This window comes from Pseudomonas bananamidigenes (assembly GCF_001679645.1).
In the GTDB taxonomy this organism is placed as follows: Bacteria; Pseudomonadota; Gammaproteobacteria; order Pseudomonadales; family Pseudomonadaceae; genus Aquipseudomonas; species Aquipseudomonas bananamidigenes.
Genome location: NZ_LRUN01000023.1, coordinates 141,437 through 167,204 on the forward strand (window position 1 = coordinate 141,437; position 25,768 = coordinate 167,204).

At 62.1% G+C, this 25,768-nt stretch carries 22 protein-coding genes; 9 read left to right on the forward strand and 13 right to left on the reverse strand.

Features of this window, described 5'->3' with window-relative positions:
- Positions 1 to 20 precede the first annotated feature (20 nt).
- The 3 genes from BBF94_RS09650 to BBF94_RS09660 all read left to right on the forward strand — a co-directional run bounded on the left by BBF94_RS09650 (position 21) and on the right by BBF94_RS09660 (position 1,947).
- Positions 21 to 659 (forward strand): FMN-dependent NADH-azoreductase, encoded by a 639-nt coding sequence (locus BBF94_RS09650; protein ID WP_065258814.1) that lies wholly within the window; start codon positions 21 to 23, stop codon positions 657 to 659.
- Positions 660 to 965: a DMT family transporter gene (locus BBF94_RS09655; protein WP_065258815.1), complete on the forward strand. Its 306-nt coding sequence runs from the start codon at positions 660 to 662 to the stop codon at positions 963 to 965.
- Positions 966 to 1,056: 91 nt separating this feature from the next.
- Positions 1,057 to 1,947, forward strand: coding sequence for an esterase/lipase family protein (locus BBF94_RS09660; RefSeq protein WP_065258816.1), 891 nt, complete (start codon positions 1,057 to 1,059; stop codon positions 1,945 to 1,947).
- Between the two features lie 111 nt (positions 1,948 to 2,058).
- Here the strand turns inward: BBF94_RS09660 and BBF94_RS09665 are convergent, their stop codons facing one another.
- Positions 2,059 to 2,946 (reverse strand): DMT family transporter, encoded by an 888-nt coding sequence (locus BBF94_RS09665; protein WP_065258817.1) that lies wholly within the window; start codon positions 2,944 to 2,946, stop codon positions 2,059 to 2,061.
- 98 nt (positions 2,947 to 3,044) lie between these two features.
- On the opposite strand from BBF94_RS09665, the gene BBF94_RS09670 reads away from it, so the two are divergent.
- From BBF94_RS09670 to BBF94_RS09680, 3 genes are all read left to right on the forward strand, one after another.
- Positions 3,045 to 3,839, forward strand: a complete 795-nt coding sequence (locus BBF94_RS09670; RefSeq protein WP_065258818.1) for an AraC family transcriptional regulator — start codon at positions 3,045 to 3,047, stop codon at positions 3,837 to 3,839.
- Between the two features lie 63 nt (positions 3,840 to 3,902).
- Entirely contained in the window at positions 3,903 to 4,208 is a 306-nt protein-coding gene (locus BBF94_RS09675; RefSeq protein ID WP_065258819.1) for a PsiF family protein, read from the forward strand.
- A gap of 320 nt (positions 4,209 to 4,528) precedes the next feature.
- On the forward strand, positions 4,529 to 5,542 hold the full coding sequence (locus BBF94_RS09680) for an AI-2E family transporter (RefSeq protein WP_065258820.1): 1,014 nt from the start codon (positions 4,529 to 4,531) through the stop codon (positions 5,540 to 5,542).
- Positions 5,543 to 5,597: 55 nt separating this feature from the next.
- On the opposite strand, the gene BBF94_RS09685 is transcribed toward BBF94_RS09680, so the two are convergent.
- Positions 5,598 to 6,872, reverse strand: a complete 1,275-nt coding sequence (locus BBF94_RS09685) for an Hsp70 family protein (protein WP_065258821.1) — start codon at positions 6,870 to 6,872, stop codon at positions 5,598 to 5,600.
- A 292-nt stretch (positions 6,873 to 7,164) separates the two neighbouring features.
- On the opposite strand from BBF94_RS09685, the gene BBF94_RS09690 reads away from it, so the two are divergent.
- On the forward strand, positions 7,165 to 8,112 hold the full coding sequence (locus tag BBF94_RS09690; RefSeq protein WP_065258837.1) for a DnaJ C-terminal domain-containing protein: 948 nt from the start codon (positions 7,165 to 7,167) through the stop codon (positions 8,110 to 8,112).
- 23 nt (positions 8,113 to 8,135) lie between these two features.
- Positions 8,136 to 8,441 (forward strand): chaperone modulator CbpM, encoded by a 306-nt coding sequence (locus BBF94_RS09695; RefSeq protein WP_065258822.1) that lies wholly within the window; start codon positions 8,136 to 8,138, stop codon positions 8,439 to 8,441.
- A 3-nt stretch (positions 8,442 to 8,444) separates the two neighbouring features.
- On the opposite strand, the gene BBF94_RS09700 is transcribed toward BBF94_RS09695, so the two are convergent.
- The gene (locus tag BBF94_RS09700) at positions 8,445 to 9,572 is read right to left on the reverse strand and encodes a sensor histidine kinase (protein WP_065258823.1); all 1,128 of its coding nucleotides are present in this window, start codon (positions 9,570 to 9,572) and stop codon (positions 8,445 to 8,447) included.
- Between the two features lie 179 nt (positions 9,573 to 9,751).
- On the opposite strand from BBF94_RS09700, the gene BBF94_RS09705 reads away from it, so the two are divergent.
- Positions 9,752 to 16,795, forward strand: coding sequence for an NEL-type E3 ubiquitin ligase domain-containing protein (locus BBF94_RS09705; RefSeq protein ID WP_065258824.1), 7,044 nt, complete (start codon positions 9,752 to 9,754; stop codon positions 16,793 to 16,795).
- Positions 16,796 to 16,844: 49 nt separating this feature from the next.
- Here the strand turns inward: BBF94_RS09705 and ureC are convergent, their stop codons facing one another.
- From ureC to urtB, 10 genes are all read right to left on the reverse strand, one after another.
- A complete protein-coding gene (gene ureC / locus BBF94_RS09710; RefSeq protein WP_065258825.1) occupies positions 16,845 to 18,545 on the reverse strand; it encodes an urease subunit alpha in 1,701 nt (566 codons plus the stop codon).
- Positions 18,546 to 18,713: 168 nt separating this feature from the next.
- Positions 18,714 to 19,022 (reverse strand): urease subunit beta, encoded by a 309-nt coding sequence (locus tag BBF94_RS09715; RefSeq protein WP_065258826.1) that lies wholly within the window; start codon positions 19,020 to 19,022, stop codon positions 18,714 to 18,716.
- Entirely contained in the window at positions 19,022 to 19,555 is a 534-nt protein-coding gene (locus BBF94_RS09720; RefSeq protein WP_065258827.1) for a GNAT family N-acetyltransferase, read from the reverse strand. The genes BBF94_RS09715 and BBF94_RS09720 overlap by 1 nt, the downstream gene beginning before the upstream one ends.
- Positions 19,556 to 19,560: 5 nt before the next feature.
- Positions 19,561 to 20,094 (reverse strand): GNAT family N-acetyltransferase, encoded by a 534-nt coding sequence (locus tag BBF94_RS09725; protein ID WP_065258828.1) that lies wholly within the window; start codon positions 20,092 to 20,094, stop codon positions 19,561 to 19,563.
- Between the two features lie 9 nt (positions 20,095 to 20,103).
- Complete coding sequence (gene ureA / locus BBF94_RS09730; RefSeq protein ID WP_065258829.1) at positions 20,104 to 20,406, reverse strand: urease subunit gamma; 303 nt, start codon at positions 20,404 to 20,406, stop codon at positions 20,104 to 20,106.
- 230 nt (positions 20,407 to 20,636) lie between these two features.
- Positions 20,637 to 21,476, reverse strand: coding sequence for an urease accessory protein UreD (locus BBF94_RS09735; protein WP_065258830.1), 840 nt, complete (start codon positions 21,474 to 21,476; stop codon positions 20,637 to 20,639).
- Between the two features lie 30 nt (positions 21,477 to 21,506).
- The gene (urtE, locus tag BBF94_RS09740; protein WP_065258838.1) at positions 21,507 to 22,205 is read right to left on the reverse strand and encodes an urea ABC transporter ATP-binding subunit UrtE; all 699 of its coding nucleotides are present in this window, start codon (positions 22,203 to 22,205) and stop codon (positions 21,507 to 21,509) included.
- A 44-nt stretch (positions 22,206 to 22,249) separates the two neighbouring features.
- Positions 22,250 to 23,122 (reverse strand): urea ABC transporter ATP-binding protein UrtD, encoded by an 873-nt coding sequence (gene urtD, locus BBF94_RS09745; protein WP_065258831.1) that lies wholly within the window; start codon positions 23,120 to 23,122, stop codon positions 22,250 to 22,252.
- Positions 23,119 to 24,198 carry an urea ABC transporter permease subunit UrtC gene (urtC, locus tag BBF94_RS09750; protein WP_065258832.1) on the reverse strand — a complete coding sequence of 360 codons (1,080 nt, stop codon included), beginning with the start codon at positions 24,196 to 24,198 and terminating at the stop codon, positions 23,119 to 23,121. The genes urtD and urtC overlap by 4 nt, the downstream gene beginning before the upstream one ends.
- Entirely contained in the window at positions 24,198 to 25,700 is a 1,503-nt protein-coding gene (urtB, locus tag BBF94_RS09755; RefSeq protein ID WP_065258833.1) for an urea ABC transporter permease subunit UrtB, read from the reverse strand. Before urtB ends, urtC begins: the two co-directional genes overlap by 1 nt.
- Positions 25,701 to 25,768 lie beyond the last annotated feature (68 nt).

A 25,768-nucleotide genomic window follows, 5' to 3' on the forward strand; every position in this document is an offset into this window, starting at 1 on the left:
CTAGTACCAAGGAGTTTCAGATGAGCAAGATTCTTGCGATCCATGCCAGCCCACGCGGCGACCGTTCCCATTCGCGGCGCCTGGCGGAAAGCTTTCTCAGTGCCTGGCAAGTCCGTCATCCGCAGGCGCAAGTCACCCGCCGCGAAGTGGGCAGGGCACTGATTCCGGCGGTCAACGAGGCGTTTGTCGCGGCGGCGTTTTATCCGGAGCCCGAAGCACGGCCATTGTCGATGCAGGCCGATCTGGCCCTCAGCGATCAACTGGTGGGCGAGTTGTTCGATCACGACCTGCTGCTGATTTCCACGCCGATGTACAACTTCAACGTGCCCAGCGGTCTCAAGGCCTGGGTCGACCAGATCGTGCGTCTGGGCCTGACGTTCGACCACACCCTGGACAACGGCATCGCCCAGTACACGCCGCTGTTGCGCGGCAAGAAAGCGCTGATCGTCACCACGCGCGGCGGTTTCGGTTTCGGCCCGGGCGGCGAGCTGGAGGCACTGAATCACGCCGATCCATGGCTGCGCACGGCGCTGGGTTTCATCGGTATCAATGACGTCTCGGTGGTTGCGGCCGAGGGCGAGGAATCCGCCGAACGCACCTTCGCGGTGTCGGTGGCCGAGGCCGAGCAGCGCTTGCTCGATCTCGCCCGGGAGTTCTAGGTGGCCTGGCTGTTTCTGCTGATCGCCGCTGGATTCGAAGTCACTTTCGCCATGGGCATGAAGTACGCCGAGGGTTTCACCCGGCTCTGGCCATCGTTGATCACTGTGGTGGCGGCGGTGGGCGGGGTTTATTTCCTGACCCTGGCGATGCGTGAATTGCCGGTCAGCATCGCCTATCCGATCTGGACCGCCATCGGTTCACTGGGCACGGTGTTTCTCGGTTTTGCGCTGCTGGGCGAGAGCCTGACGCCGGTGAAGGTGCTGTCGGTGGGGCTGATTGTGGCGGGGGTGGTGGGGCTGAAGTAGGCTGGTCGTGGAGTTGTCATCATCACGGAGGATGCTTGGCGGGCGTTTTGCGCGTCTCGCATCCACCCACCGACCACAGGGATGTCTGCCCATGTCGCAGGAATCGGCCACACGTTATCCACTGGTGCTGGTGCCGGGAATGCTCGGTTTCATCCGGCTGGTGCTGTACCCGTACTGGTACGGGATCATCAAGGCGCTGCGTCGGGGCGGGGCGACGGTGATTGCGGTGCAGGTGTCGCCGCTCAATTCCACCGAAGTGCGGGGCGAGCAGTTGCTGGCACGCATCGATGACATCCTGCGCGAGACCGGCGCGGCCAGGGTCAATCTGTTCGGCCATAGCCAGGGTTCGCTGACGGCGCGTTACGCGGCGGCGAAGCGTCCGGATCTGGTGGCGTCGGTAACCTCTGTGGCCGGCCCCAATCACGGTTCGGAACTGGCCGATTATCTGGCGAAACACTATCCGGCAGACAGCGCCCGGGGCCGCATCCTCGAGGCGTTGCTGCGGTTTGTCGGCTGGCTGATGGCATTGCTGGAGACCGGTTACCACGGGCCGAAACTGCCGGTGGATATTCACGCTTCGCACCATTCCCTGACGACCGAGGGCGTGGCGCTGTTCAACCAGCGTTATCCACAGGGGTTGCCGGAAACCTGGGGCGGGCACGGGCCGGAAGAGGTCAACGGCGTGCGGTATTACTCGTGGTCCGGCACCTTGCAGCCGGGCAAGACCGATCGTGGCGGCAACCTGTTCGACGGCACCAACCGCAGTTGCCGGTTGTTCGCCGAAACCTTCGTGCGCGAGCCGGGACAGTGCGACGGCATGGTCGGACGCTACAGCTCGCACCTGGGCACGGTCATCGGCGATGACTACCCGCTGGACCACTTCGACATCGTCAACCAGTCACTGGGACTGGTCGGCAAAGGAGCGGACCCGGTGCGGCTGTTCGTCGAGCATGCGGCGCGGTTGAAAGCCGCCGGGGTTTAACCGTTAAACCGAGGTATCGTTCTTCGCGAGCAAGCTCGCTCCCACAGGGGAACGCATTCCAAATGTGGGAGCGACGGTGCGACGATTCGACTTGCTCGCGAAGAAGCCGGATCAGGCGATGCTGAGTTTGCGACCGAGTACGGTGGTCCAGCGTTCGGAAAGAATCACCCCGCCCAGCGTCAGCAAGCCACCGACCAGGTGATACATCGCCAGTTGTTCCTTCAGCACCACCGCTGCAATCAGCGCCGTGATCAGTGGCAGCAGGTTGAAGAACAGCGTGGTCCGGCTCGGCCCCAGACGCTGCACGGCCTGCATCCACGCCAGCGGCGCGAGCATCGAGGCCAGCAGACAGGCATAAAGCACCAGCGGAATGTTCTGCAGGCTCAGGCCGGTCTTCGGTGAAACGGCATACAGCGGAAACAGCACCACTACCGCCACCAGCACCTGCAAATACAGCAACACCAGCGGCGGCAGGCGCAGCTGCCATTTTTTCAGCAGCGTGCTGTAGATCGCGTAGGCGAGGGTGGCGATCAGCATCATCGCGTCACCCAGGTTCACTCCGTGTTGCAGCAGTGCGCCGAGGCTGCCGGACGACACCACCACCAGCACACCGGCGAAGGACAGCACCGCACCGACCAGTGCCCCGGCGGTCAGGCGCTGACCGAGACTGATGATCGCCATGGTCAGCGACATCAGCGGCATCAGCGACAGGATGATGCCCATGTTGGTGGCGCTGGTCATGGTGGCCGCGAAATAGGCCAGGCTCTGATAGACCGCCATCCCGAGCACGCCGAGGATGAAGATCCTGCTCAGGTTCGGGCGAATCTGCGGCCAATGTGCGAGAACTTTCCCGAGCATGAACGGGGTGAACAACAGGCCGGCGAACAGCCAGCGGTAGAAGCCGATCTCGGCGGGGAAAATGGCACCGACCGCGAGTTTGTTGATCACGGTGTTGCCGGCCCAGATGAAAATCGCCAGCAGGGGAAACGCGTATTGCATGGGAGGAGAAACCAGTACGTTGATGAGCGCTGATTATCCCTTGTCCGGATGCAGGCCTATACTGCGAACCGGACAAACTGCCTCTGATTCCGGACAGCATGAACAGTAAACACATCGATCTGCTGGATTTCAGCGAACTGCCCTCGGCCGTGTATTTCCGCTATGCCGACTTCAACGCCCACGAATACGCCGCGCCCCACCGTCATCCATGGGGCACGCTGGAATACGCGGCTCACGGCGTGCTGCACATGGAGGTCGACGGCAGTCGCTTCATGTCGCCGCCGCAATACGCGGTGTGGGTGCCGCCGCAGGTCGAGCACAGCTTCTACAGTCATCAGCCGGTGAATTACCGGGCGGTGTGCCTGGCGCCCGGGGTGTGCGCGGATTTGCCGGCGCACGCGTGCACCCTGGCGATCAGCGATATCCTCAAGGCCATCCTCAAGGACTTCGCCGCCCGGGATGTGAAGATTCCTGCGCTCGAGGCCGACCAGAGACTGGCCCGGGTACTGGTGGATCAACTGCGTCAGGCGCCGGTTCATCAGTGTTATCTGCCGTACGCCAGCAGTCCCGGTTTGCGGATCATCCTCGAAACCCTGCAGGCCGAGCCCGGTAACAATGAACCGCTGGCGCACTGGGCGGCACAGGTGCATGTCAGCGAACGCACCCTGGCCCGGCAATTCGTCCGGGAGCTGGGGATGAGTTTCGGCGAATGGCGTCAGCGCCTGCGTTATCTCGCCGCCATCGAGGCGTTGGAGAGGTCACGCAGCGTGCAGGAAATCGCTTTCGATCTCGGTTATAGCAGCGGCTCGGCGTTCATCGCCATGTTCGCCCGGCAGGCCGGGTGTACGCCGGAGCAATACCGGCGCAGTCATCTGGAGAGCAGGAAGGTGTAACAAGCTTTGACTACACTCAGCCGGAGGCCGTATCCATCGATGCGGCGACAAGGAGAAAACTCCATGAAGATGCTGCGTGTCCCTTTGTTGATGATCGGTCTGCTGCTGTGCTCCCAGGGTTTCGCCGCCACGGCGCAACAGAACAAGATGACCACCTGCAACGCCGACGCCACGGCCAAGAGCCTCAAGGGCGACGAGCGCAAAGCCTTCATGAGCACTTGCCTGAAGGCCGCGCCGGCTGCCAACGACGCCAAGACCCTGACCCCGCAGCAGGAAAAGATGAAGACCTGTAACGCCGACGCGAAAACCAAGGCCCTGACCGGTGATGCGCGCAAGGCGTTCATGAGTGATTGCCTGAAGAAAAAATGAGAAGGTTCGGCGGGATGGGTTCGACTTGAGAACCGGCCCTCACCCTAACCCTCTCCCAGGGGGAGAGGGGACTGACCGCGTTGTCTCCAGACATTCTTCGACCTGAAACATCCGGTCGATTATGGATTCGATACAGTACTTTCAGGTCGCCGGATTTTCCGAGCATCCCGCAATTGGTTCCCTCTCCCTCCGGGAGAGGGCTAGGGTGAGGGCTGGTTATCAAGCCAAGCCCCAAACCCACAAACACCGCATATCCCTAGTGCTCCCAAAGGATCGCTGGCAGACTGCCAATCCTTTTACGCCGTTCGTTTTGAGGCTGTATGCCAACGTTTTCTGAGCGTCATGTTGTGTTCTGGGTCAGTTGCATCATCATTTTCGGCGGTTTGCTGCTGGTGCTGCCGCTGCGTTTATTGCCCAGTCTGCTGGCGGGGCTGCTGGTATTCGAGCTGGTCAACATGCTCACCCCGCAACTGCAAAGGCTGATCGAAGGCCGTCGCGCGCGCTGGCTGGCGGTGGCTTTGCTGGGCACGCTGGTGGTGAGTGTGCTGGCGCTGATCTTTGCCGGGGCCATCAGTTTCCTTCTGCACGAGGCGGAGAACCCCGGGGCTTCCCTCGATAAATTCATGGGTGTGGTCGACCGTGCCCGGGGGCAGCTGCCGCCGTTTCTCGACAGCTACCTGCCGGCCAGTGCCGCCGAGTTCCGTGTCGCCATTGGCCAATGGGCGAGCAAACACCTGTCCGAGCTGCAACTGGTGGGCAAGGATGCGGCGCACATGTTCGTGACCCTGCTGATCGGCATGGTGCTGGGCGCGATCATCGCCTTGCAGCGCGTACCGGACGTCACCAAGCGCAAGCCGCTGGCGGCCGCACTGTTCGACCGTCTGCACCTGCTGGTTCAGGCGTTTCGCAATATCGTCTTCGCGCAGATCAAGATTTCCCTGCTCAACACCTTCTTCACCGGGATCTTCCTGGCAGTGATCCTGCCGTTGTTCGGGATCAAGCTGCCGCTGACCAAGACCCTGATCGTGCTGACCTTCCTGCTCGGCCTGCTGCCGGTGATCGGCAACCTGATGTCGAACACGCTGATCACCATTGTCGGCCTGTCGCTGTCGATCTGGGTGGCGGTTGCCGCGCTGGGTTACCTGATCTTTATCCACAAGCTCGAATACTTCCTCAACGCGCGCATCGTCGGCGGGCAGATCAGTGCCAAGTCCTGGGAGTTGCTGCTGGCGATGCTGGTGTTCGAAGCCGCGTTCGGCCTGCCGGGGGTGGTGGCGGGGCCGATTTATTACGCGTATCTGAAGAGTGAGTTGAAGCTGGGAGGAATGGTTTAAAAGCAGCTGCGAGTTGATCGTTCCCACGCAGAGCGTGGGAACGATCATCGTGGTGTCAGTTCATCGAGCCGTAACGTTTCATGGCCTCGATCGCCAGACCGCTGCCGATGCTGCCAAAGATGTTGCCTTCCACATGCCGGGCATTCGGCAGCATCGCTGAAACGCTGTTGCGCAGCGCCGGAATGCCGCTGGAACCGCCGGTGAAGAACACCGTATCGACCTGACCCACCGCCACATTGGCGTCCGCCAGCAATTGCGTGACGCTGCCGCGCACCCGTTCCAGTTGCGAGTCGATGGCTGTCTCGAACAAGGAACGGGTCAGTTCCACGCTCAACCCGGACTCGATGCGATCCAGTGCTACATGGCGGCTGTCGTTGTGGGTCAGATGGATCTTGGTTTCTTCCACTTCCATCGCCAGCCAGTGCCCGGCGCGCTGTTCGATCAGCTTGAACAGACGGTCGATGCCGCCGGTGTCTTCGATGTCGTAGCGCATGCTGCCCAGCGCCAGGGTCGACTTCTGCGAATACACCGAGTTGATGGTGTGCCAGGTCGCCAGGTTCATGTGGTGACTGGTCGGCATCAGCGCGCCGCTCTTCATGCGGCTGCCGTAGCCGAACAGCGGCATCAGGCCCTGCAGGCTCAGTTGCTTGTCGAAATCGGTCCCGCCGATGTGCACGCCGCCGGTGGCAAGGATATCGTCGTGTCGGTTGTCCATGCCCCGGCGCTCCGGCGACAGGCGCACCAGGGAGAAGTCCGAGGTACCACCGCCGATGTCGACGATCAGTACCAGTTCTTCACTTTCGATGGTCGACTCATAGTCGAATGCCGCAGCAATCGGCTCGTACTGGAACGACACGTCCTTGAAACCGAGCTTGCGCGCCACTTCCACCAGGGTGTCTTCGGCTTCCTGGTCAGCCAGCGGATCGTCGTCGACGAAGAACACCGGGCGACCCAGCACAACCTGCTCGAACTCACGACCGGCGGCGGCTTCGGCGCGGCTCTTGAGTTGGCCGATGAACAGCCCGAGCAAGTCCTTGAATGGCATCGCGGTGCCCAGAACGCTGGTGTCGTGCTTGATCAGCTTGGAGCCGAGCAGGCTCTTGAGCGAGCGCATCAGCCGGCCTTCGTAGCCTTCCAGGTATTCGTGCAGCGCCAGACGACCGTAGACCGGGCGGCGCTCCTCGATATTGAAGAACACCACCGAGGGCAGGGTGATCTTGTCGTCTTCCAGCGCGATCATCGTTTCCATGCCGGGGCGCAGCCAGCCGACGGTGGAGTTGGACGTGCCGAAGTCGATGCCGCAGGCACGGGCTGGAGAGGCGTCTTTCATGTCTTTCGGTTCCGGTCAAAAAAACGGCCGCGCAGTGTATGCCAGTGCGCAGCAGATTCGAAGGCCGGTCATCCGCTATTTCACGACTATGCTTGCTTGAAAGTCGCCGCTTTGCCCCAAAATTGCTGGCATGGGCCGGCAGACACACCGGCGGTCGCAAGAACCGCCGTCCACTGCCGATAAACTTCTGCTGCGCCACCCGGTCACAACCTTGAGATCGGTCAACCCGGCACGCGCGAACAGGCGCATGCCGGCATCGGCGCGAAATCGATAACGGATGGTGATTCCTTCGATGGACTTCAAAGACTATTACAAGATACTCGGCGTGGAGCCGACGGCTGACGACAAGGCGATCAAGGCGGCCTATCGCAAGCTGGCGCGCAAATACCACCCCGATGTCAGCAAGGAAAAAGACGCCGAGACCAAGTTCAAGGATGTCTCGGAAGCCTATGAAGCGCTGAAAAGCGCCGACAAGCGCGCCGAATACGACGACCTGCGCCGCTACGGTCAGCACGGCCAGCCATTTCAGGGGCCGCCGGGCTGGCAGAGCCGTGGTGGTTTTGGCGGCGGTGGCGACACCGGTGACTTCTCGGACTTCTTCAGTTCGATTTTCGGTAATCGTGGTCCCGGATTCGGTGGCGGCGGCGGTCGGCAATCTCGCAGCGCCGGGCGCCGGGGAGAAGACGTGGAACTGGAATTGCCGATTTTCCTGGAAGAGACCCTGTCGAACGAATCGAAAAAGATCAGCTTCCAGGTGCCGCAATACAACGCCAACGGCCAGCATGTCAGCAACACCAGCAAGAGCCTGAATGTGAAAATTCCGGCGGGCGTGACCGACGGCGAGCGCATTCGCCTCAAGGGGCAGGGCGCACCGGGCATCGGTGGCGGCACCAGTGGCGATCTGTACCTGACCATCCGTTTCGCGCCACACCCGAAATTCGATGTCGAAGGCGAGAACCTGATCATCACCCTGCCGCTGGCACCGTGGGAACTGGCGCTGGGGACCGAAGTGGCGGTGCCGACCCTGACCGGCAAGATCAACCTCAAGGTGCCGGCCGGCAGCCAGAACGGCCAGCGCATGCGTGCCAAGGGCCACGGTCTGCAGAACAAGGCGGGTGAACGCGGCTACCTGTTCGTCCAGCTCAAGGCTGTCATGCCGAAAGCCACGGGCGATGACGTCAAGGCGCTGTGGCAGGAACTGGCGAAGAAAGCCGCCTTCAATCCGCGAGAGAACTTCTGAATTTGACGACGGAGTAGCCCATCATGAGCAGCACCCTGATCGTTCAACTGGACATGACAGAATTCTGTAAGGCGGCCGATTTGTCGGACGCCTGGGTGATCGAAATCGTCGATCACGGCATCCTCGAACCTCAGGGTACGCAGCCCCGGGAATGGCGCTTCACCGACTATGAACTGGCCCTGGCCAAACGCGCCGCCAGGTTGCGGCGCGACCTGGAGCTGGAGTGGGAAGGCGTCGCCCTGGCGCTGGATCTGCTGGACGAGGTGAAGGAGCTGCGAGCGGAGAACCGCATGTTGCGCCAGCGACTGGCGCGGCTGGTGGTCGAATAGTGCTCAGGCCTGTCTGGGCAGCTTCACGCTGAACAGTGTTCCTTCGGCTTCGCTTGAGCTGACTTCGATGGTCCCGCCGTGGGCGGTCACCACTTCCTTGACGATGAACAGGCCCAGCCCGAGGCTGGTCGATGCCTGACCGAGCTCTTCATCGGAGCTGCGCACCAGGGGATCGAAAATCGTGCCGATGGCCTCTTCGGAAATCGGCTCGCCGTGGTTGTGCACCGTCAGGCTCACGACATCGCCGTCACCTTTCAATGTCACGATCAGATCCCGCGGGTGCGTCCCGTGCTGCAAGGCGTTGCCGATCAGATTCTGCAGCAGTTGGGCCAGTCGTCCGGCATCCCAGACGCCACGGGTATCGCCCTCGATGATCAGCGTCGGATCGCTTTGCGGGTTACCGGCACAGGCTTCGGCAATCGCTGCCCGGGCCGTGTCGGCCAGATCCATGGGCGCCGGTTCGATCGGCAGACTCTTGCCCAGACGGCTGCGCACCAGTTCCAGCAGATCACTGACCATCGCCGCCATGTGCCGCGAACCCTGCCTGATGTTCTGTGCGCAGAGCAGCGCTTCGTCCTGCAAGGCGGTTTTACGCAGCAGCAATTCGACGGACATGCTGACGGCCTGCAGCGGTGCGCGCAGGTCGTGGCCGAGGATGGCCAGGAATATGTCCCGCGAGCGATTGACCTGTTCGGCGTAAGCGGCGGTGGACTCGACCAGCGCTTCATCAATGGCTTCATTGAAGCGGATCATTTCCTGAAAACAGGCCATGTCCGGCTTTTCGAGGCTGTTGACCCACAACCGGATCACACAGGCGCGCAGGTGGCGAAATTCGGAGGTCATCTGGACCAGGTCGAACCCCTCCGTATGGCGCAGCTCGCCATGGCTGGCGCCGGCCCGATCCAGGCTCGGAGTCTTGTCCGGACCCTCTCCTCTGGCCTTGGCCCGTTGCTCGCTGGCGGTCTGCGTCGTGGTCATGTCCCGCGCAGCGGCCAGCAGGATGGCCCGTGCGTGATCGCGCAAGGCGTCGCGATCCAGATACTCGCTTGCCGGTGTGATCGTCCTGGCGAACTGCTCCCACTCTTCGACGATCCGGTCCGTGTTTTGACGGATGAATTCGGGTAGACGCATGACCGGGATCCTGAACATTCGGCAAAGGGGTCTTTCGATGGTAGACCCTTTGGGCGGGAATGAAAGCGCCGCTCGGGCCTGAAGCTTCCGCTGACAGGTTGCGCCGCTGTGATACCTATGTACCGCCGCCACAGAGGTACGCCATGGTCTGCTCTCGCTCCATTTCAAGGAGCGAAACCATGTCTGAACACCCTGTCACTTCAACGTCTGCGTACAACGCTGCACCCTCACCGGGGCCGGTCGTGACGCAAAGCCTGCATGCGGACTTTCTTGAAGAGGCCAGCCCCAGGTGGTTGATCAATGCACCGGAGCGTCATCGCGAGGCATTGAAAAATGCCGATTCCGCCGCGCCGGACTGGTACAGGCGCGCTTCCCGCGGGCAACGCAGGGCCGTGGGTGATGCCGCAGCCGACAGCCTCGTCGCCCGGTCGCGCCTGGATCACACCATGACGGGGCTCCAGGACATCGACAGCTTTGCCGCACCATTGCTGACAAAGGCTCTGAAGGATCGCTTCAACGTGACGCTGGACGTCAAAAAGACCTGGCTGGTACTGAACAAGCCAGTGGAGATGGGGATTTTTGCCATCGAGATCGATTTTTTCGAAGTCCTGAGGCTGCCTTTGCTACAGGCCGCTCTGCATAACTTCGAAGCCCGTGAATGTAAAAGCGGGTTCTTTCATCGATCTTCGGGATTTCGCCTCGAAACATCGACCCCGGCAACCCTGGAACCATTGACTACCCGTCTGACGGTCGAACAGTTCACCGGCCTGTGCCGTTCGCTGGACATCGGGGCGAAGTATCAGGCGTATATCAAGGATTACCTGCACCCCAAAGACGCGGTGGCCGAACATGTGCTGCGCGACAAATTCATCGACGCGCACAAGACCGCCCTGCGTGCGGCTGCAGAACTGGCGCTGGTCAAGGGCGATATCGGGCGCGAAGACTATGCTTCGATTCGCTCTGTCCTCAACGGTGACCTGACGCCGCGTCAGGGCAAACGACAGATCTGGTTTCGTGATCTGGGCCTGATGGGCCGGCGAATGACCGGCTGCGTCATGTTCACGATCTGCGAAAAATACCGCTACAGCGACGATTCGATCCTGTATATCCCGGGCGATCCTTTCCATCCGCTCAAGCGCTACAAGGGCCGGGAAATCGAAGCGATGTTCAAGCAGCGCTTCACCGCGCGTGACGCCACTCAGGCACATCCGGCAGAGCCGAATGCCTACCAGCGCTTTTTCAGCCAGTTCGTCGCCTATGCTGACCGGCCACGTTTTTTCAGTCAGTTCACCGACGACACGCCCGACCGGACATTTGCACAAAGACTGGAGCCCTACGCTCCGCTGTTCAATGAGATTTTCAAGGCCCTCAACCCGATCAACGCGGCGCTGACCGGGATTCGTGAGTTGCCGCCGGCGTCACCGGTCGCACAGGTGCCGAATGCGGATCCGTATCTGAATCCGGTGGACCTGTCCCGCAAGGGCCACGGGATCTGGGCGGATAATGTCGATCTGTGGAATTACCTGTTCGACCAGCATCGCGACCGCCTGATTGCCGATGCTCGCAGCCACGCGGTGCCCACGGCGGATGTCGATGCCAGAGTACGCTCGGAAAAGCTCGCCGGGTTGCTGAACATCGGCATGCTGGTGTTGACCGGCGCCTCGATGTTCGTGCCGGTGCTGGGTGAAGTGATGATGGTGGTGATGGCCGGGCAACTGCTCGAAGAGACCTTTGAAGGTGCCATCGAGTGGAGCGAGGGCGATCGCAAGGCCGCGAAAGCACACCTGATCGATGTCGCGCAAAACCTCGCGTTGATTGCCTTGATGGCGGGGGCCGGCAAAGGGCTCGCCCGGCTGACCGCTGCCAGATCGACACCGATCATCGAGCGTTTGCATCAGGTACAGATGCCTGACGGCACGACTCGATTGTGGAAACCCGACCTTGATGGTTACGAGAGTCCGGTCACGCTGGACTCGCGCGCGGTACCGAACGCACTGGGGCAGTACCGGGTCGGGCAAGACCACTACATTCGACTTCAAGGCAAGACGTACCGGCAGACTTACGACGAATCGCTCAAGGCATGGCGAATCAATCACCCGGACGATCCGCAGGCTTATCAACCGCCGCTGACCCACAACGGCGCCGGCGCCTGGCGACATACGCTCGAGCGCCCTCAGGCCTGGGACCGGCTGACACTCCTGCGGCGCATCGGCCACAGCACTGAGGTTTTCGCTGACGAGCAGTTGCTGACCCTTGCCGATATGGCCGGTGTCAGCGATGACGCCCTGCGCAAGATGCACCTGGACAATGCCTTGCCTTCCCCGGACCTGGCGGATGCCATGCGCCTGTTCAACGCCGAGCGCGATGCCGGACTGATCGTCGAGCAGGTTGCAGGCCGACAACCCATTGACGATCGTTATTTGCAGGTGCTGCCTCTGCTGCCCGGCATGCCGCGCTGGCCGTGGGGGCGGCAGTTGAAGGTCTACGATGCTGCGGATTTTTCGGGCACGGCACTCAGCTACGGGACGAAGCGCAGGGGCATGGCGCCGATCCGGATCAGCCGGACCGAGGTGCTTGGCGGTGCGTTGCCGGCGCGAATCCTCGCGACGCTGGATGAAGCCGAGACGGTTCGTCTGTTGGGTGGCGAGCCTGCACGCGTTCGGGCGGCGCGGACGCAGGAACTCGCCGGACAAATTGCCGATTTCGCCAGCGCCCGTCAGCCCGCGTTGTTCGACAGCCTGCTCAAAGGTACTGCGCCGGTGGCTCCCCGGACGGCGAAGCTGCAACGGATCATCCCCGGCCTGACCGAGCGAGGAGCATCCGCTGTCCTGAGTCAGGCGAATGCCGAAGAACTGGCGAGACTGGACAGCACGGCGAAGGTACCGTTGCATTTGCAGGAGCTCGGTCGCTGGTATGGCCAGACGGGTCGCCTGACCCGGGCTCTGGCCGGGTTGCGCAGTGAAACCATGGCTTCTGCCGACAGCCGCCATCTTGCCTTGCAGACGTTGGGACGACTGCCAGGCTGGTCCGGTGACGTGCGTCTGGAAATCCGGGAGGGCAGTATCAGCGGCCCGATGCTGGACGCCATCGGCAGCGAAACCGCGTCGACGCGCAAGTATCTGGTCAAGTACGGGGATGCCTTTCAGGCTGTCAATGAGCGTGGCGAGCCACTCAACAGCATCCCGCACAAAGGCGACAATTTTTACGCTTCGCTGATGCATGCCTTGCCCGATGAGGCGCGTCATGGGCTGGGCCTGCCAAACGTCTGGCAGAGCAGCGACCTGCAACGCACGATCATCGAGCGGGCGCTCGCCGAACGCGCTCAGTCGGCCCGGATTCTGTGGGCAGGCACTGCCGATAAACCCTGGTTCAAGCCACCGCAACGCATCGCCTCCGGCGTGCTCGGCTATCCCGCCAGTGGTGACGGACCGGGGCCGAGTCAGGCGTTGACCGTTCATGTGCAGAACGTCTATCCGGGGTTGAGCGACGCGCAGGCCCGAGGCTTCATTCTTGAACAATGGCGGTCGGGCAGGAGCGATCAACAGATTTTTCATCTGCTCAACAACCGGCTGAGCGAGTGGCGGGAGCTGGAGACAACACTCGATCAATGGTTGATGGCGCAGAACCTGCGTTTGCGCACCGCCCGTGACGAGTTCGTCAGCGTGGTGCAAAACATCAAGGACTGCTGGCGTAATTCACCGTTGGCCGAACACAGTCCGCACGCGGCCCGCCTGACACTGATCAGCGACGTACCTCTGCCGTCATTGAAGGCGGACTTCGCCCACGTTCGTGAACTGACGCTGCATACCCCGCTGGTCGGCGATACGCTTGCAACGTTTCCCAACGTCGAGAAACTGGCCCTGAATTCGAGCATTGCAGAGTTCGACAAAGTGCTCGCGATATTGAAAACAATGCGACACATGACCCGCCTGAAACTTTCCACGCCGATTACCAGCCAGGTGGCGTCGCGGCTGCGGGAGCTGACCCGGCTTGAAGCGCTGGAGTTGCACTGCACTGCGAACGGGGTGAATCCGGTGGTGCCGATGACACTCGATGTCGGCGGCATGCGACAGTTGCGCAGGCTCGAAGTCAGCAGTGCGCAGATGCACCAATGGCCACAGGGCGTTCTGGATCTGCCGCGACTGGAGCGCCTGAATCTGCGCTCGACCGCGATCAATACCCTGCCGATGGAAATCTATGAAGGTCATCAACGACTGTTGTCGGGTCTGACACTGGACTGGTCGAAATTTCCCCGCCGGGTGTTCAAGCCGATCTATGAGTTTGTCCGGAGTCAGCCTCGGCATCTGCTCGATCTGGATGAAATGGTTGCGGATTATTGTCGTGGTGAACTCAAGCGTTTTGTCGGCATGGAGCCGAGCCTGTTCGATGTTTTGAGTACGGGGTTCAAGGCACAGTGGACAGACGTCGGCAGTCGTTTCGCTGCGATCGAAACGTTGAGTGAACAATTCAGCGAACTGAACCGGCTTCAGGAATGGGTCGGCTCCGGACCGACGGTGTCCAACGGAGGAGCAGCACGTTCGGCGGTGGCCGAGTCGTTGAAAAACAGTTGGCGCAGCGGATTGTTCCAGCGTTATGGCGCACGCACCGAAAGCGTGTTCTACAACCTCTATGTCAGCCTGCCCAATGATGTTTCGGTGCTGGATATTCTCGGCTCGCCGGTGGACAGTCTTCCGACCTTGTCTGCTGAAGGCTTCACCCACGTCCGCAGCCTGCACCTGGCCGGGTTGCAGGCTCCCGTCGAACAGTTGCGCAACTTCATCCGCATCTTCCGCGGGGTCGACACTCTCGACCTGAGCCATTGTGGTTTGACCGGACTGCCGCTGGAGCCTAGCGATCTGCCGGCACTCGAAACGCTCAATCTGCATGACAACCCCCTGAGCAGGATCGACGTGCGTGGCATGAATCGCCTGAGAGCGCTGGATTTGAGTGCGACTGCTTTGCGCGAATGGCCGACCGGTGCCGAGGAACTGCCGGAACTGACCTGGCTGGATCTCAGTGACAGCCAGTTGACCTCGCTGCCGGATGCGCTGCTGGCGCGTGATGCATTACTGCTTGATACCAGCCTGACCGGTACCCCGTTGAACCCGCAAGCCAAAGCGGCCCTTGCCACTGCGCGGCAAAGGATTGAAGAGAATCGAGGCCTGGTTCCCGGTTCATTGCAGCGTTTTGCGCTGGAAGAGCCGCGCCACCGTACACCGCCCACCGAAAGTGGCTCGGTCATCGCCCGACGATTGCTGCCGTTACCGCAGCCGCCGGCAGTCGAGGGGCCGGCGGGCTGGGTCGACCGTGTCCGGCGTCTGCGCCCGCAGTACGACAGTGCCCGGGCGCAACAGGCCATCGAGCGGATGCAGGACGCGGGTCTGACCGAGGTGCAGATCGGAGAACAAATCGAGGCATGGGATCGCGACTTCGAATCCCTGACGCGGCGCTTGAACGATTGGCTGTTCACCCATGAAACCCGGGGCATGGATTGGGTGGTGTCATCGCGCACCCGCCAGCTCGCCGCGCAACGCATCTTGGAATGCTGGCGCGAAGGCACCGTCGACTGGAATGGTGTCCCGAGTCACGAGCTGGATCTCAACGGTCTGCAGGTGGGCAACCTGCCCGAGCCGGGCGCAACATTCGCGGCGGTGAATAGCCTGAACCTCGGAGGCGTCAAACTCACTTCGCAAGGCTCCAACGGTTTCCTCGGGGCATTCACTCACCTGCGCCGGCTCAACCTCAGCGGCAATCACTTGCCGGCGGTGCCCGAGCCGGTGACACGAATGCTTCATCTGGAGCGGCTGGAACTGTCGCTCACCGGCCTCGCGGACTCCGCTGCTGCGGGTCAGGCGCTGGAGCGCCTTACACAGTTGCAGTGGCTGGACCTGAGCCACAACAGCCTGCGTTCCTTCAGTGTCACGGGGTTCGGGCAGCTGGAGCGGCTGGATCTGCGCGATAACCTGCTTACCGCCTGGCCGGAAGGCGTCTTGCAAGCCCCGCGCTTGCAAGCGATCGACTTGAGCAGCAATGAAATCGCATCGATCCCCGCAGCGTTGTTTGACGGCAGCCATGCGGCTTTATTGGCCGGAAGCAACCTGGCGGAAAACTACGAGATATCGCAACAAAGTCTGCTCGGGCTGCGTGAATACGCCGATGCTCATGGACGGCGTGACGTGCTGGGCCTGACGTATGCCGACATCGACCGGATGATCGATGACATGGACAGCACCACCGAAAGCGATGCCGAAGACCTGGAGATCGAAAGCGAACCCGATGAGGTCCTTCCGACGCTTGCCGAAACGGTCCTTGAGCAGCAGGTTACACCGTGGATTGAAAACATCCCCGAAGAGGACGCTGCACGCTATCGGGCAATGTGGCAGCGGTTGGCTGGCGAACCCGACAACGAAGCCTTCTTCCATCTGCTTTCCCGGATGCCGGACACCGAGGAGTTCCGGGTTTATCGCGCCGACCTGACCCGACGGGTCTGGGACATCGTCGAGGCGGCCGATGGCAGTCAGGAGCTTCGCGACACGCTGTTCTCCATGGCGAGCACGCACACTACCTGCGTCGACGGGCGAACCCTGGCGCTCAGCGAAATCGAAGTCAAAGTGTATGAGTACAACGCCTTGCGCCATTTGCAGCCCGGTCTTGCGGAAAAGGGGCGCGCGTTGCTCGACCTGTCGCGCCAACTGTTTCGCCTGGGGCAGGTGGAAAAACTCGCGGCCCGCAGCATGGGCCGTCACGCGGATCCGGCGGAAGTGCGTCTGCAGTATCGAATCGGTCTGACGTCGGGCTGGGAGGACGGTCTGCAACTGCCGGGGCAACCCGGTCACATGCGGTTTGCCCGGCCGCTCAGGGGCGATGATCTGGCAGCTGCCCGCGCGGCGGTCATGCGAGCCGAAACGAGCGAGCAGTTTTATGAAGAACTGATCAGCCGTGATTACTGGGTGCAATACCTGACCGAGAAATACCCGGCTGAACTTGATGCACTCAAGCGCGGCGCAGATGAAAAGCTGCAACGACTCGAGGATGAATACGAAGACGTGACCAGCACGGTGTACCAGGAGGCGGTGCAGATGCTCGAGGTTGAACGCACCATTGAACGCAACCGGCAACTGATTGCCCTGTCGCACCTGGAAACGGGCGAACCGGCGACGGTCGGGCTCGACGATGAGCAGCCCGGCCCTTCACGTTATTTGATGGACACCTCAACCCGCTGATTCGTTGGCCGCCCCGGTCGTCGAGAGCCTCGACAACCGGGGCTCTGACTCAGAACAGAAAATACCGCTGCGCCATCGGCAGCGTTTCCGCCGGCTCGCACCAGAGCAGCACACCGTCGGCCTTGACCTGATAGGTTTGCGGATCGACGTCGATGTCCGGCAGGTAATCGTTGTGGATCAGATCGGTTTTCTGCACGTCACGGCAACCTTTGACCACGGCGATTTTCTTCTTCAGTCCCAGGGCTTCGGGCAAGCCCGCTTCCTGCGCCGCCTGGCTGATGAAAGTCAGGCTGGTAGCGTGCAGCGAGCCGCCATGACTGGCGAACATCGGGCGGTAATGCACCGGTTGCGGAGTCGGGATCGAGGCGTTGGCGTCGCCCATCAGACTGGCGGCAATGGCACCGCCCTTGAGGATCAGCGTCGGTTTCACGCCGAAGAACGCCGGACGCCACAGCACCAGATCGGCCCATTTGCCGACTTCCACCGAACCCACTTCATGGCTGATGCCGTGGGTGATTGCCGGGTTGATCGTGTACTTGGCGATGTAGCGCCTGGCGCGGAAGTTGTCGTTGCCTTCGCCGTCCTGAGGCAGCGGACCGCGCTGCTTTTTCATCTTGTCGGCGGTTTGCCAGGTGCGTGTGATGACTTCGCCGACGCGGCCCATGGCCTGGCTGTCGGAGCTGATCATCGAGAACGCGCCGAGGTCGTGGAGGATGTCTTCGGCGGCAATGGTTTCGCGGCGGATGCGGCTTTCGGCGAACGCCACGTCTTCGGCGATGCTCGGGTCGAGGTGGTGGCAGACCATCAGCATGTCGAGGTGTTCGTCGATGGTGTTGCGGGTGAACGGCCGGGTCGGGTTGGTCGAACTCGGCAGCACGTTGGCGAAACCGCAGGCCTTGATGATGTCCGGCGCATGGCCGCCGCCCGCGCCTTCGGTGTGATAGGTGTGGATGGTGCGACCCTTGAATGCGCCGAGGGTGGTTTCGACGAAGCCGGACTCATTGAGGGTGTCGGTGTGGATCGCCACCTGCACGTCGTACTGATCGGCAACGCTCAGACAGTTGTCGATGCTCGCCGGGGTGGTGCCCCAGTCTTCGTGCAGCTTGAGCCCGATGGCGCCGGCCTTGACCTGTTCGATCAGCGGCTCCGGCAGGCTGGCGTTGCCCTTGCCGGTGAGGCCGATGTTCATCGGGAATGCATCCGCCGCCTGGAGCATCCGCGCCAGGTGCCATGGCCCGGAAGTGCAAGTCGTGGCGTTGGAGCCGGTGGCCGGTCCCGTGCCGCCGCCGATCATGGTGGTGACGCCGCTCATCAGTGCTTCTTCGATCTGCTGCGGGCAGATGAAATGGATGTGGGTATCGATGCCGCCGGCAGTGAGGATCATGCCCTCGCCGGCAATCACTTCGGTACTGGCGCCGATGGCGATGGTCACGCCTGGCTGCACGTCCGGGTTGCCGGCCTTGCCGATGGCGGCGATGCGCCCGTCCTTGAGGCCGACATCGGCCTTGACGATGCCCCAGTGGTCGATGATCAGCGCGTTGGTGATCAGCGTGTCGACCACTTCGGCGGCCAGCAACTGGCTCTGGCCCTGGCCGTCGCGGATCACTTTGCCGCCGCCGAATTTCACTTCTTCGCCGTAGGTGGTGAAGTCCTGTTCGACTTCGATCCACAACTCGGTGTCGGCCAGGCGCACCTTGTCGCCGACGGTGGGGCCGAACATGTCGGCGTAGGCTTGACGCGAGATCTTCATTTCAATTCCTTGCACAAATTTATTGTGGCGAGGGAGCTTGCTCCCGCCGGGCTGCGCAGCAGCCCCAAAAATCGTGATTGATTTTCGTCAGATACACCGCATTTCCCGGGTTTACGAGTGCTGTGCACTCGAGCGGGAGCAAGCTCCCTCGCCACAGGAATCTACTGGTCAGTCGAGGTCACCCATGACCCGCCCGGCAAACCCGAACACCCGCCGATGGCCGGCGTATTCCACCAGTTCCACCTCGCGGCTCTGTCCGGGCTCGAAGCGCACGGCGGTGCCCGCCGGAATGTTCAGGCGCATGCCACGGCTGGCGGCGCGATCGAAGGTCAGGGCGTCGTTGGTTTCGAAAAAGTGATAGTGCGAGCCGACCTGGATCGGACGGTCGCCGCTGTTGGCCACTTTCAGACTGATCGTGCGGCGACCGACGTTGAGTTCGATATCGCCGGGCTGGATCCGGTATTCGCCTGGAATCATCAGTTCGCTCCTTGCAGGACTTTGTAATAGAGGGCCGTCGGGCGATACGTGCCCTCCGGATCGCAGGCGTAGTCGGGAATCTCCCCGGCGCGGGTGTAGCCCAGGGCCTTGTAGAACTCTTCGGCCGGGGAGCCGGCCTCGGTATCGAGGTAGAGCATGCCGCGCCTGTGCTGGCGGGCCGTCAATTCCAGCGCTTCCATCAGTTGCTGACCGAGGCCCCGGCGCCGGGCCTGTTCGCGCACCAGCAGTTTCTGTACCTCGGCACGGTTCAGGCCATTGGCCTTCTGACACAGGCTCAGTTGCACGCTGGCCTGGACCTGTTCGTCCTTGACCACCACCCACAGCAAGACGTTGCCCTTGTTCAGGTTGTCCTGCACTTCATCGAAATAGGCGCGGGCCTGAGCGGCATCGAGGTCGGCCATGAAGCCGACGCTGGCGCCATGGCCCACGGCGTCCAGCAGCAGGTCGATCAGGCCCTGACGATAGTGGGCAAAACTTTCAGCATTGACGCGTCGCAGTTGGGCGGAGTTCATCGGTGTCACTCCTTGTGGGCGGGCGGTGGCTCCGCGCCAGGATTGAGGGTCAGTTGCATGAAGGTCAGGTCGAGCCAGCGACCGAACTTGGTGCCCACCTGCGGCATCTGCCCGGTGGTGATGAACCCGGCGCGTTCGTGCAGGCGGATCGACGCGGCGTTACCGCTTTCGATGGCCGCGACCATGATGTGCTTGCCACAGCGCTTCGCCCGTTCGATCAGCGCGGTCATCAACCGCGGGCCGAGACCGTTGCCGCGCTGGTCGCTGCGTACGTAGACCGAGTGCTCGACGGTATGGCGAAAACCGTCGAACGGTCGCCAGTCGCCGAACGAAGCGTAGCCGAGGGTGGCGTTGTCGGCGTCGACGATCACCAGGATCGGATAACCCTGGGCCTGGCGGGCGCTGAACCACGCCTGACGGTTGCCCAGATCGACGGCCGATTCATTCCAGATTGCCGTGGTGTTGAGCACGGCGTCGTTGTAGATGTCGCGGATCGCCGGCAGGTCGGCGTGCAGGGCATCGCGAATGGTGTAAGTCATGGCGCGGCCTCAGACGATCGGTTGGTGGACGGTGACCAGTTTGGTGCCGTCGGGAAACGTCGCTTCGACCTGGATCTCCGGGATCATTTCCGGGATGCCTTCCATCACTTGATCGCGGGTCAGAAGGGTGGTGCCGTAATGCATCAGCTCGGCCACGGTCTGGCCGTCACGGGCGCCTTCGAGCAACGCCGCCGAGATGTAGGCCATGGCTTCCGGGTAGTTGAGTTTCACGCCACGGGCCAGTCGCCGTTCGGCCACGAGGCTGGCGGTGAAGATCAGCAGCTTGTCTTTTTCGCGTGGGGTCAGGTCCATCGTTTTAAATCCATTTGGGCAGATTTGTGTGATTCGTTCGGTGAGTGGCGTGTCAGTTGGAACTGCCCCCTCACCCTAGCCCTCTCCCGGAGGAAGAGGGGACTGATCTAGGTCGTTTGTTATGGCCAGTTCAGTCAGTTGAATTCTTGTGTTTGAAACATTTCTAGCGGTCACCTCAGTCAGGCTCCCTCTCCCCTCCGGGGAGAGGGCGGGGGGTGAGGGGTTGGCCCTCAAGTGCTCCAGATTCTCGGCGGCTGAGCTTCACGGCCGAGCAACACAGGCCTGAGCAATCGCCACAGATCGATCAGCCAGGCCCGCGCCAGCAATGCTTCACCGGCCAGGCAACGCGCAACCAGCAACCCCGGCAATTGCGTCAGGTCCCCGCGAACCTCATGCCCCAGCGAGCGGCAGCGCTCCAGCAGTTCGGCGTCGATTTCGCCGGTCACCAGCAATGTCGCAAATACCGGATGGCCATCCAGTCCGATCGGCGAATCAAGCAAACCATCGTTGCCGACGATGCGCTGGCGCTCATGCCACAGCAACCGGCCATCGCGGCGAATATCCAGATGCGCCTGGAAATGCCCGAGGTCGAAACGCTCGCCACTGGCCGGGCGCCCGAGCGCCACGACGTCCCAGTAGAACAGTCGCGCATCGCCTTCAAGGTTGATCGAGGTCGTGAGTTCCGCCTGGGCGGCGCTGTAGACGATGGTTTCCTGGGGCAGCCATTCCAGTGTTGCGCCATCAGCGATGTGCAGCTCCAGCGACTGACAGGCAGGGCCCGTCGCGCGATACCACTTGGCGGCGCCGGGGCTGGTGATCTGCGCCCAGGCGTCCTGTTCGACGCGGGCGCTGATGTTCAACCGATCACCGCCGGCAATGCCGCCCGGCGGGTGGACGACGATGTGCTGGCAGACCTCGGGCCCTTCGGCATACAGATGCTTTTGCACCCGCAGCGGTCCGAGGTGACGGCGACGGGTCGGGCGCGTGCAATCGCCGAAGCGGGTGTAGGCCAGCTCAAGCTCGGCGTGCCAGCTCGGGGTAAACAGGGCAGTCGCTAAAGGTAGATTCATGTTTTCTGATTATCGTCAGGACGCTAGAGGTTAGATCGTAACCAGCCCGCGCACACCCTCGCTTTCCATATTTTCTCCGCGACCCTGCTGCACGATCTCGCCCCGGGACATCACCAGGTACTGATCGGCCAGTTCGGCGGCGAAGTCGTAGAACTGCTCCACCAGCAGAATCGCCATATCGCCACGGGCCGCGAGTTTCTTGATCACCGCACCGATCTCCTTGATCACCGACGGCTGGATGCCTTCGGTGGGTTCGTCGAGGATCAGCAGGCGCGGACGGCTGGCCAGTGCGCGACCAATCGCCAGTTGCTGTTGTTGGCCACCGGACAGGTCGCCGCCGCGCCGCTGTTTCATTTGCAGCAGCACCGGGAACAGCTCGTAGATGAACGCAGGAACTTCCTTGGCTTCGCTGCCGGGAAAACGGGAAAGACCCATCAGCAGGTTTTCTTCCACGGTCAGTCGCCCGAAGATTTCCCGGCCCTGGGGTACGTAGGCGATTCCGGCGTGCACCCGTTGATGCGGTTTGAACGTAGTGATCGGTTGACCTTCCCAGTTCACCGCGCCTTCCCTGGCCGGCAGCAGGCCCATCAGGCATTTGAGCAGCGTGGTCTTGCCCACGCCGTTGCGCCCGAGCAGGCAGGTCACTTCACCGACCTTCACATCAAAGCTCAGGCCGCGCAGGATGTGGCTTCCGCCGTAGTACTGATGCAATTTGTCGACTTGCAGCATGTTCAAATTCTCCCCGGTGATCGTTCCCACGCTCTGATTCCTCTTCAGCGGCCGAGATAGACTTCGATCACGCGCTCGTTGTCCTGCACCTGTTCCAGCGACCCCTCGGCCAGCACGCTGCCCTGATGCAGCACCGTGACGTGGTCGGCAATCGAGCCGACGAAGCCCATATCGTGTTCCACCACCATCAGCGAATGCTTGCCCGCCAGCGACTTGAACAGCTCGGCGGTGAACGCGGTTTCGGCGTCGGTCATGCCCGCCACCGGTTCGTCGAGCAACAGCAGTTGCGGGTCTTGCATCAGCAACATGCCGATTTCGAGAAACTGTTTCTGCCCGTGGGACAACAGCCCCGCCGGGCGATTGACCGAGGTGGTCAGGCCAATGGTGTCGAGCACTTCGCTGATCCGGTCTTTCTGCTCACCGCTCAGCCGTGCTCGCAGACTGGCCCACACCGACTTGTCGGTTTTCTGCGCCAGTTCCAGGTTCTCGAACACGCTCAGCGCTTCGAACACCGTCGGCTTCTGGAACTTGCGACCGATACCGGCCTGGGCGATCTGCACTTCGCTCATCTGCGTCAGGTCGAGGGTTTCGCCGAACCAGGCCTTGCCGTGGCTCGGGCGGGTCTTGCCGGTGATCACGTCCATCAGCGTGGTCTTGCCCGCGCCGTTGGGGCCGATGATGCAGCGCAGTTCGCCGACGCCGATGTACAGGTTCAGCGCGTTCAGCGCGCGGAAGCCGTCGAAGCTGACGCTGATGTCTTCCAGGGTCAGGATCGTGCCGTGACGGGTGTTCAGTCCAGGCTCCACGCGCTGGCCGAGACCGAGGGCATCGCGGCTGGTGCCGGCGTCCTTGTTCGGCTCCAGCGGCGGGAAGAAGGCCGGTTCCAGCATGAATTCAGCGCTCGCCGTGACTCTCATGATTCACCTCGTTTCTTCAGCAGACCGATCACACCCTTGGGCAGGTACAACGTCACGACGATGAACAGCGCGCCGAGGAAGAACAGCCAGTATTCGGGGAAGGCCACGGTGAACCAGCTCTTCATGCCGTTGACCACACCGGCGCCGAGCAGCGGGCCGATCAGGGTGCCGCGCCCGCCAAGGGCTACCCACACGGCGGCTTCGATGGAGTTGGTCGGCGACATTTCGCCGGGGTTGATGATCCCCACCTGCGGCACGTACAGCGCACCGGCCAGACCACACAGCACCGCGCTCAATACCCAGACGAACAGCTTGAAACCGCGAGGGTCGTAGCCGCAGAACATCAGGCGATTTTCCGCATCACGCAACGCGGTCAACACCCGGCCGAACTTGCTGCGGGCCAGGCGCCAGCCGATGAACAGACTCGCCACCAGCAACAGCACCGTCGCCAGAAACAGCACCGCACGAGTACCCGGTTCGGTGATGCCGAAGCCAAGGATCGTGCGGAAATTGGTGAAACCGTTGTTGCCGCCGAAGCCGGTCTCGTTGCGAAAGAACAGCAGCATCCCGGCGAAAGTCAGCGCCTGGGTCATGATCGAGAAATACACGCCCTTGATCCGCGAACGGAAGGCGAAAAAACCGAACACCAACGCCAGCAACCCTGGAGCCAGCACCACCAGACACATCGCCCAAAGGAAGTTGCCGGTGCCGCTCCAGTACCACGGCAATTCGGTCCACGACAGGAAGGTCATGAACGCCGGCAAGTCGTCACCGGCAGCCTGGCGCATCAGGTACATGCCCATTGCATAACCGCCGAGTGCGAAGAACAGTCCGTGACCCAGGGACAGCAGACCGGCATAGCCCCAGACCAGATCCAGTGCCAGGGCGACGATGGCGTAGCAGAGAATCTTGCCGACCAGCGTCAGGGTGTAAGCCGAGACGTGCAGTGCGTTGTCCTGCGGCAATAGCGACAGCAGCGGCAGGGCGATCAGCAACGCGAGAACAACCGCGCCGACAGCGATGGAAACTTTGGGGCCGGCCTTTTGTGTGGCCGTGACTAGCAGGGGCTGGTTCATCAGTCGATCACCCGTCCTTTCAGTGCGAAGAGACCTTGCGGACGTTTCTGGATGAACAGAATGATCAGCGCGAGGATCAGGATCTTGCCGAGCACCGCACCGATCTGCGGTTCGAGAATCTTGTTGGCGATGCCCAGGCCGAACGCGGCGAACACGCTGCCGGCCAGTTGCCCGACGCCGCCGAGCACCACCACCAGGAACGAGTCGATGATGTAGCTCTGGCCGAGGTCGGGGCCGACATTGCCGATCTGGCTCAGCGCCACGCCACCGAGCCCGGCGATACCCGAACCGAGGCCGAAGGCGAGCATGTCGACGCGACCGGTGGGCACGCCGCAGCAGGCGGCCATGTTGCGGTTCTGGGTGACGGCACGCACGTTCAGGCCGAGGCGGGTCTTGTTCAGCAGCAGCCAGGTCAGCGCCACCACGAACAACGCGAAGGCGATGATCACGATGCGGTTGTACGGCAGCACCAGATTCGGCAGCACTTGAATCCCGCCGGACAGCCACGCCGGGTTCGCGACTTCCACGTTCTGCGCACCGAACACCAGACGCACCAGTTGAATCAGCATCAGGCTGATGCCCCAGGTGGCGAGCAGGGTTTCCAGCGGTCGGCCGTAGAGGTGACGAATCACCGTGCGCTCCAGGGCCATGCCGATGGCCGCCGTGACGAAGAACGCCACCGGCAGCGCGATCAGTGGGTAAAACTCGATAGCCTGCGGTGCGTAGCGTTGGAACATCAACTGCACTACATAAGTGGAGTAGGCACCGAGCATCAGCATCTCGCCATGGGCCATGTTGATCACGCCGAGCAGGCCGAAGGTGATCGCCAGACCCAGCGCCGCCAGCAGCAGAATCGAACCGAGGGACATGCCGCTGAAGGCCTGGCCGAGCAGTTCGCCGACCAGCAGTTTGCGTTTGACCTGGGCGAGGCTGGTTTCGGCGGCGGTGCGCACGTTGGCGTCGGTTTCGACGCCGGGTTCGAGCAGACCTTCGAGGCGTGTGCGGGCCAGCGGGTCGCCGGTTTCACCGAGCAGACGCACAGCCGCAAGACGCACCGCCGGGTCCGTGTCGACCAGTTGCAGGTTGGCCAGCGCCAGGCTCAGGGCGGCGTGGACGTTTTCATCTGTTTCGCCAGCCAGTTGCCGGTCGAGGAATTTCAGCTGCGCCGGTTTGGCGTTTTTCTGCAATTGCTGCGCGGCGGCAAGACGGGTCTTGGCGTCAGCGGCGAGCAATTGGTGGCTGGCCAGCGCGGTATCGATCAGGCCCCGCAGACGGTTGTTCAGGCGCAGGGGCCTGGGTTGGCCGTCGACGGTCAGTTCGCCTTGTTGCAGGGCGTCGATCAGTTCGAGACGGGCCGGATCGGGCTGCGCGGCCCAGGCTTCCAGCAGTTTGGCCTGCTGTACTGGGTTGGCGGCGACGAAGTCTTCGGCATCCCCGGCATGGGCGGCCATCGGCAGCAGCAGTGCGATGGCCAGGATCAAGCGGTAAAGGGCAGTGGGCATATGAAATGGCCTTGCGTAGTGATCGTTCCCACGCTCCGCGTGGGAATGCAGCCCGGGACGCTCCGCGT

What these genes read in the sequence shown, in the direction of transcription:
- BBF94_RS09650 (WP_065258814.1), top strand. Translation starts at nt 21, where the DNA reads ATGAGCAAGATTCTTGCGATCCATGCCAGCCCACGCGGCGACCGTTCC.
- BBF94_RS09660 (WP_065258816.1), top strand. Translation starts at nt 1,057, where the DNA reads ATGTCGCAGGAATCGGCCACACGTTATCCACTGGTGCTGGTGCCGGGA.
- BBF94_RS09665 (WP_065258817.1), bottom strand. Translation starts at nt 2,946, where the DNA reads ATGCAATACGCGTTTCCCCTGCTGGCGATTTTCATCTGGGCCGGCAAC.
- BBF94_RS09670 (WP_065258818.1), top strand. Translation starts at nt 3,045, where the DNA reads ATGAACAGTAAACACATCGATCTGCTGGATTTCAGCGAACTGCCCTCG.
- BBF94_RS09675 (WP_065258819.1), top strand. Translation starts at nt 3,903, where the DNA reads ATGAAGATGCTGCGTGTCCCTTTGTTGATGATCGGTCTGCTGCTGTGC.
- BBF94_RS09680 (WP_065258820.1), top strand. Translation starts at nt 4,529, where the DNA reads ATGCCAACGTTTTCTGAGCGTCATGTTGTGTTCTGGGTCAGTTGCATC.
- BBF94_RS09685 (WP_065258821.1), bottom strand. Translation starts at nt 6,872, where the DNA reads ATGAAAGACGCCTCTCCAGCCCGTGCCTGCGGCATCGACTTCGGCACG.
- BBF94_RS09690 (WP_065258837.1), top strand. Translation starts at nt 7,165, where the DNA reads ATGGACTTCAAAGACTATTACAAGATACTCGGCGTGGAGCCGACGGCT.
- BBF94_RS09695 (WP_065258822.1), top strand. Translation starts at nt 8,136, where the DNA reads ATGAGCAGCACCCTGATCGTTCAACTGGACATGACAGAATTCTGTAAG.
- BBF94_RS09700 (WP_065258823.1), bottom strand. Translation starts at nt 9,572, where the DNA reads ATGCGTCTACCCGAATTCATCCGTCAAAACACGGACCGGATCGTCGAA.
- BBF94_RS09705 (WP_065258824.1), top strand. Translation starts at nt 9,752, where the DNA reads ATGTCTGAACACCCTGTCACTTCAACGTCTGCGTACAACGCTGCACCC.
- ureC (WP_065258825.1), bottom strand. Translation starts at nt 18,545, where the DNA reads ATGAAGATCTCGCGTCAAGCCTACGCCGACATGTTCGGCCCCACCGTC.
- BBF94_RS09715 (WP_065258826.1), bottom strand. Translation starts at nt 19,022, where the DNA reads ATGATTCCAGGCGAATACCGGATCCAGCCCGGCGATATCGAACTCAAC.
- BBF94_RS09720 (WP_065258827.1), bottom strand. Translation starts at nt 19,555, where the DNA reads ATGAACTCCGCCCAACTGCGACGCGTCAATGCTGAAAGTTTTGCCCAC.
- BBF94_RS09725 (WP_065258828.1), bottom strand. Translation starts at nt 20,094, where the DNA reads ATGACTTACACCATTCGCGATGCCCTGCACGCCGACCTGCCGGCGATC.
- ureA (WP_065258829.1), bottom strand. Translation starts at nt 20,406, where the DNA reads ATGGACCTGACCCCACGCGAAAAAGACAAGCTGCTGATCTTCACCGCC.
- BBF94_RS09735 (WP_065258830.1), bottom strand. Translation starts at nt 21,476, where the DNA reads ATGAATCTACCTTTAGCGACTGCCCTGTTTACCCCGAGCTGGCACGCC.
- urtE (WP_065258838.1), bottom strand. Translation starts at nt 22,205, where the DNA reads ATGCTGCAAGTCGACAAATTGCATCAGTACTACGGCGGAAGCCACATC.
- urtD (WP_065258831.1), bottom strand. Translation starts at nt 23,122, where the DNA reads ATGAGAGTCACGGCGAGCGCTGAATTCATGCTGGAACCGGCCTTCTTC.
- urtC (WP_065258832.1), bottom strand. Translation starts at nt 24,198, where the DNA reads ATGAACCAGCCCCTGCTAGTCACGGCCACACAAAAGGCCGGCCCCAAA.
- urtB (WP_065258833.1), bottom strand. Translation starts at nt 25,700, where the DNA reads ATGCCCACTGCCCTTTACCGCTTGATCCTGGCCATCGCACTGCTGCTG.